Annotated in this window: 3 protein-coding genes; 2 read left to right on the plus strand and 1 reads right to left on the minus strand. The window is 62.7% G+C overall.

Annotation, left to right across the window (positions count from 1 at the left end):
• Position 1 precedes the first annotated feature (1 nt).
• Positions 2-682 (minus strand): Fe2+-dependent dioxygenase, encoded by a 681-nt coding sequence (locus tag ACF8Q6_RS11950; protein WP_012051256.1) that lies wholly within the window; start codon positions 680-682, stop codon positions 2-4.
• 221 nt (positions 683-903) lie between these two features.
• On the opposite strand from ACF8Q6_RS11950, the gene ACF8Q6_RS11955 reads away from it, so the two are divergent.
• Together ACF8Q6_RS11955 and ACF8Q6_RS11960 are read left to right on the plus strand one after the other, a co-directional pair.
• The gene (locus ACF8Q6_RS11955; protein WP_392492784.1) at positions 904-3195 is read left to right on the plus strand and encodes a TonB-dependent receptor; all 2292 of its coding nucleotides are present in this window, start codon (positions 904-906) and stop codon (positions 3193-3195) included.
• Between the two features lie 253 nt (positions 3196-3448).
• Positions 3449-6001 (plus strand): PepSY domain-containing protein, encoded by a 2553-nt coding sequence (locus ACF8Q6_RS11960; RefSeq protein WP_392492627.1) that lies wholly within the window; start codon positions 3449-3451, stop codon positions 5999-6001.
• The last annotated feature ends 11 nt before the right edge of the window (positions 6002-6012 follow it).

Below are 6012 nucleotides of genomic sequence, written 5' to 3' on the forward strand. Positions count from 1 at the left end.
CTCAGACCTCAGCCCAGCGGCGCAGCAAGTTATGGTAGGTGCCCGTCAGCTGCAACAGCGAAGGATGGTCCGGCACATCGGCGGTCAGTTGCTGGATGGCGTTGTCCATCTCGAACAGCAGCGTCCGCTGGCTGTCATCGCGCACCAGGCTCTGGGTCCAGAAGAATGCGGCATAGCGTTGGCCACGGGTCACTGGGTTGACCTTGTGCAGGCTTGTGCCGGGGTACAGCACCATGTCACCGGCGGCCAGCTTGACCTGCTGCACGCCATAGGTGTCCTGGATCACCAGCTCACCGCCGTCGTAGCTTTCCGGGTCACTGAGGAACAGCGTGGAAGACAGGTCGGTACGCACCCGCTCCGGGCTGCCCTTGGGCTGGCGCAGGGCGTTGTCGATGTGGAAACCGAAGTTGCCGCCTTCGCGGTAGCAGTTGATCAGCGGCGGGAACACCTTGTGCGGCAAGGCTGCCGACATGAAGCGTGGGGTTTTCCACAGGCGGTCGATCAGCGCACTGCCGATTTCCTTGGCCAGCGCATGACCTTCAGGCAACTGCAGGTTGTGCTTGGCCTTGGCCGACTGATAACCCGCCGTAACCTTGCCATCGGCCCAGTCGGCCCGCTCCAGCGCCTCGCAGATACGGGCCAGTTCATCAGCGTCGAACAGGCCTGGGATGTGAAGCAGCATGGCAACGGCACCGTTAGGAAATGTAAAGGCGCAATGATATTGATTCCCTTTTGCGCTACACAAGCCCCATTCGCCACTTAAGACGTTTCAGCGGCATGAAACCGTAAAGACAAATTGTAAAGATTGTAAATTCTTCACGAATGGTAACGACTCTCAATTGTTAGTCAAAATTGCTTACATTAAGATCCACCGCCTCAATACCTTGGGGAAGGTTCTTTGCAATGCGCCAGTACGTACCATCTGCTGTGAGTTCGCCACGCCTGATCGTGTCTGCCATCGGTGTCGCCCTGAGTGCCTCGTCGGTCTATGCCGCCGATCCGGCCGCCAGCAGCGCCATCACCCTCGATGCCACCAGCGTCAACGGCAAGGCTGAACAAGCCAGCACCGATTACAAGGTGGACAAGGCCGCCTCGCAGAAGTACACCGCGCCGCTGGTAGACACCCCGCGCTCGATAACCGTGATCCCGCAGCAAGTGATCAAGGACACCAACGCCCTGACCCTGCAGGATGCCCTGCGCACCGTGCCAGGCATTACCTTCGGTGCCGGCGAAGGCGGCAACCCGCAAGGTGACCGCCCGTTCATCCGCGGCTTCGACGCCCAGGGCGATACTTACCTGGACGGCGTACGTGACACTGGCGCCCAAACCCGCGAAATCTTCGCCATCGAATCTGTTGAAGTGGCCAAGGGGCCGAACTCGGCCATCGGTGGCCGCGGCGCGGCCGGCGGTACCATCAACCTGGTAAGCAAGCGCGCGCATCTGGGCAACTCGCTGGACGGCGCCTGGACCTGGGGCAGCGACCAGACCCAGCGCTACACCTTCGATGGCAACTACCAGTTCAGCGATACCGTTGCCGGTCGCCTGAACCTGATGACCCACGAAAGCAACGTCGCCGGCCGCGACAAGGTCAACTACGACCGTTGGGGTATCGCCCCGTCGCTGGCCTTTGGCCTGGGCACGCCGACCCGCGTCAACCTTGACTACTACCACCTGGAAAGCGACGACCTGCCGGATTCGGGTATCCCTTACACCATCCCGACCAACGGCAGCGCCGGGCGCACCTCGGCACACCCGAGCAAGCCGAATGATGGCGGCGACAGTGACAACTTCTATGGCCTGACCGGCCGCGACTTCCGCAAGACCCGAGTGGATATCGCAACCTTCGCCGTCGAGCACGACCTGACCGACTCGCTGACCATCAAGAACACCCTGCGTCACGGCAACAGCATGCAGGACTACATCCTGACCCAGCCCGACGACAGCAAGGGCAACGTCAACAACGGCAGTGTCTGGCGCCGCGCCAACACCCGTGTCGGCAACACCGCCACTACCACCAACCAGACCGATCTGTTCAGCGAGTTCTACGTTGGCGGCATGAAAAACAGCTTCTCGACCGGTATCGAACTGAGCCGTGAAGAGAGCGAGCGCTCAAGCTACACCGTCGACACCGACACCGTGCCAGGCGGGTCTGCCAACAGCAACTGCACCCCAGGCATGATCGGCGCCACCAGTGGCTATAACTGCACTTCGCTGAGCAACCCGAACCCGGATGATCCGTGGAACGGCGCCATCTCGCGCAACTATGCCGGCACCACCACCAACAGCAAGACCCGTGCAATCTACGTGTTCGACACCCTGGAGCTTACCCCGGAGTGGCTGGTCAACATGGGCCTGCGCTACGACCACTTTGACACCGACTACAAGACCTACAACGCCGCTGGCACCACCACCGCCAAAGGCAAAGATGTCAGCGAGTTCGTCACCGGCCAGCTGGGTCTGGTGTGGAAGCCGGCCGAAAACGGCAGCATCTATGTGTCCTATGCCACCTCCGCCACGCCGCCTGGCGCCATGCTTGGCGAAGGTACCGAAGGCAACCCGCTGGGCGGCACGCCAGACCGTAACGGCAACCTGCTGGGCAGCGACATGGAGCCCGAAGAAACCACCAACTACGAGATCGGTACCAAGTGGGACCTGCTTGACCAGCGTCTGTCGCTGGCTGCCGCGCTGTTCCGCACCGAGAAGGAAAACGCCCGGGTCCAGGTCAACACCAATACCTACGAGAACATTGGCGAGACCCGGGTTCAAGGTATCGAACTGTCGGCCAGCGGCAAGCTGACCGACAAGTGGCAGGTATTCGCCGGCTACACCTACATGCAGGCTCGCCAGATCGACGGCGGCCCGGTGGGCAAGGCCAACGACGGCAACCAGCTGCCGAACACGCCAAACAACAGCGCCAGCCTGTGGACCACCTACTCGATCACGCCAAAGCTGACCGTTGGCGGTGGTGCGTTCTACGTGGATGACGTGTACGGCAGCGTGGCCAACACCACCATGGTCGACAGCTACGTACGCTACGACGCCATGGCCGCCTACAAGCTGACCAAGAACGTCGACCTGCAACTGAACGTGCAGAACCTGACCAACGAGGTGTACTACGACAAGGCCTTCTCCACCCACTTCGCCAACCAGGCGGCCGGGCGGACGGCACTGCTGACCACCAGCGTTCACTTCTGATGTCGGGATTGGGTTGATCCGCTAGAAGGGCTGCTCCTATGGCGGCCTCTTCGCGGGCTTGCCCGCCCCCACAAGTCCACCACAACCTTCAAACCCTGTGGTGTACCTGTGGGAGCGGGCAAGCCCGCGAAGAGGCCGGTACAAGCTTCCACCAAAAGAAGCCCACCCCCGCCCCGTTCATTGAGCGGGGCTTTTGCGTATCAAGGCATAATGCACGCCGCGCAGTCTGCGGCAGCAACACAAGGTGATCAATGTGGTGAAGAAGACGCTGTTCCAATTGCACTGGTTCTTTGGCATCACCGCTGGCCTGGTGCTGGCCTTGATGGGCATTACCGGGGCGCTGTACTCGTTCCAGGAAGAACTGCTGCGCGCATTCAATGCCGATGTACTCAAGGTAGAAGTACGCGCCGAAGGCGTGCTACCGCCGGCCGAGCTGGTTAAGCGGGTCGAAGCCCAGCAACACGACAAAGTCTCGATGCTGTGGGTCGACGTGCGCGAAGGCAACGCTGCACGGATCTTCTTCATGCCCGCACCGGGCGAACGCCGTGGCGAGCTGCGCTATGCCGACCCGTACACCGGCGAACTCAAGGGCGAAGCGGCCGGGCAAGGCTTCTTCAACCTCATGCTCAAGCTGCACCGTTTCCTCGCCATGGGCGATACTGGCCGGCAAATCACCGGGGCCTGCACCCTGATGCTGGTGTTCTTCTGCCTGTCCGGCCTTTACCTGCGCTGGCCGCGTAAAGCGCTGGACTGGCGCACCTGGCTGACCTTCGACTGGGCCAAGAAAGGCCGCGCCTTCAACTGGGACCTGCACGCCGTTGCCGGCACCTGGTGCCTGCTGTTCTATCTTCTGTTCGCCCTGACCGGGCTGTTCTGGTCCTATGAATGGTACCGTGAAGGCCTGAACAAGCTGCTGGCCGACGCGCCGGCCGCGGGCCAGCAGCAAAAACGTGGTGAAGGCCGTGGCCGGCACGGGCCGCAAAAAGTCGACAAGAATGCGCCACCGCTGGTGGTGGACTACGACGCCATCTGGGCCAACCTCCAGGAGGCCGCAGGCCCAGGCCTGTCCACCTACAACCTGCGCCTGCCGCCTGCTGGCGGTCAGCCGGCCAACCTGTTCTACCTGCTCGACAACGCGGCGCACCCACGTGCCTTCAATACCCTGGTCCTTGACCCGGCCACCGGCCAAGTTAAGAAGCACGATCGCTACACCGACAAGTCATTCAAGGCGCAGTTGCTGCAGAGTGTTTACGCCTTGCACGTCGGCGAATACTTCGGCTTGCCGGGGCGCATCATCGTCACCATCGCCAGCCTGACCATGCCGTTGTTCTTCGTCACCGGCTGGCTGCTGTACCTCGACCGCCGCCGCAAGAAACGTCAGGTGCGCGCAGCCCGTGGCAACGTCGCCAACAGCGGTAATGGCGACGGCTGGCTGATCGGCTTCGCCAGCCAGAGTGGCTTTGCCGAACAGTTGGCCTGGCAGAGTGCCGAGCAGCTGCAGGCAGCTGGCCAGCCCGTTCAGGTGCGCGCCCTTGCCGAGCTGGGTGAAAACGACCTGCGCCAGGCCCATCGCGCGCTCTTCGTGGTGAGTACATTCGGCGACGGCGAAGCGCCCGACAGCGCTCGCGCCTTCGAGCGCAAGGTGCTCGGCCAGCCTTGGGCACTGAACAACCTCAACTATGCCCTGCTCGCCCTCGGTGATCGTCAGTACCCGCACTTCTGCGGTTTCGCTCGTCGTCTCCAGGCGTGGCTGGGGGAGCGCGGTGCCAGCAGTGCATTCAGCCCGGTGGAAGTGGACAACGCCGACCAGGCCGCCCTGCAGCAATGGCAGCAGGAACTGGCGCAACTGACGGGCGTCCAGCCGGTGGCCGCCTGGCAGCCGCCAACCTTTGCCAACTGGTCGCTGGTGCGCCGCAAACTGCTCAACCCCGGCAGCCAAGGCCAACCGGTGTACCTGCTTGGCCTGCAGGCTGCAGAACCTGCGAGCTGGGAAGCCGGCGATCTGGTAGAGATACTGCCGCTGAATGGGCAGCCACGGATCGACGCGTTCCTCAAGGGCATGGCACTGGACGCCGGCAGCCAGGTGCAGGTCAATGGCTTGACCGAAACCCTTGCCCAGGCACTCGCTGGCCGCCAACTGCCGACGCGACGCGACCACCTGATCGGCTTGCAGCCACAAGCGCTGGTCGATGCACTGGTGCCAATCGGTTGCCGCGAGTACTCCATTGCCTCGATCGCCAGCGATGGTGTGCTGGAGCTGATCGTGCGCCAGGAACGCCACCCCGACGGCAGCCTGGGCTTGGGCTCTGGCTGGCTGACCGAATACCTGCCAATGAATGGCACCCTGAGCCTGCGCCTGCGGCGTAACAGTGGCTTCCATCTGCCTGAGGCTGCTGCGCCGTTGATCCTGATCGGCAACGGCACTGGCCTGGCGGGCCTTCGCAGCCTGTTGCGCGCGCGGGTCAATGCCGGTGAGCAGCGCAACTGGCTGTTGTTCGGCGAGCGTAATCGGGCGCATGACTTGCTGTGTGGCGATGAGCTGCACGCTTGGCTGGACAACGGCGACCTGGCACGGCTGGACCTGGCGTTCTCGCGCGATCAGGCCGAGAAGGTGTATGTGCAGGACGTGATGCTGGAGCAGGCCGAGGACTTCAAGCGCTGGGTGGCCGACGGGGCTTGCGTGTACGTCTGCGGCAGCCTGCAAGGCATGGCGGCGGGGGTGGATGCGGCGCTCAAAGGCATGCTGGGTGAAGCTGCTGTACAGCAGTTGATCGAGGATGGGCGGTATCGGCGGGATGTGTATTGATCGGTGTGTAG

This window comes from Pseudomonas sp. GLN_2 (assembly GCF_043106005.1).
Classification (GTDB): Bacteria; Pseudomonadota; Gammaproteobacteria; order Pseudomonadales; family Pseudomonadaceae; genus Aquipseudomonas; species Aquipseudomonas alloputida.

Bases quoted from the DNA above. Each gene is read 5' to 3' on its own strand.
- ACF8Q6_RS11955 (WP_392492784.1), top strand. From the start codon at position 904: ATGCGCCAGTACGTACCATCTGCTGTGAGTTCGCCACGCCTGATCGTG.
- ACF8Q6_RS11950 (WP_012051256.1), bottom strand. From the start codon at position 682: ATGCTGCTTCACATCCCAGGCCTGTTCGACGCTGATGAACTGGCCCGT.